Annotated in this window: 1 protein-coding gene; it reads left to right on the forward strand. The window is 43.8% G+C overall.

The features are described from left to right. Positions 1-338 (forward strand): DUF6531 domain-containing protein (locus tag GQ593_RS13500; RefSeq protein WP_160432486.1); only part of this gene is annotated, 338 nt, incomplete at both ends.

The raw sequence follows: 338 nt of genomic DNA on the forward strand, positions 1-338 counted from the left end.
AGTGCCGTTGAGTTCAATAATGGATTAGGTTATGGTTGGAGCCACACGCTTTGTCATAGCCTTACTTTTACTGAAGACCATCACATCATCTGGCAAAACCACGAAAATAACCTTATCACCTTTTCCGAACCGACCGAATCGGTGCCAGCTATTCATAATTTACTGTCAGAAGCGGCCATCTACCTTGGGCATGAGCCCAATCAGTATCTGGTGAGCAGTGAATCAGGCATTTATCATTTTGTGCGTGAAACGGCCGAGTCTAAACAGGGCAAACTGCTGGCTATTAGTGATAAATATGGTCATCGGCATAATGTGATTTACGATAGTGATGGTAAGCT

Source organism: Gilliamella sp. Pas-s25 (genome assembly GCF_009795885.1).
GTDB lineage: Bacteria > Pseudomonadota > Gammaproteobacteria > Enterobacterales > Orbaceae > Gilliamella.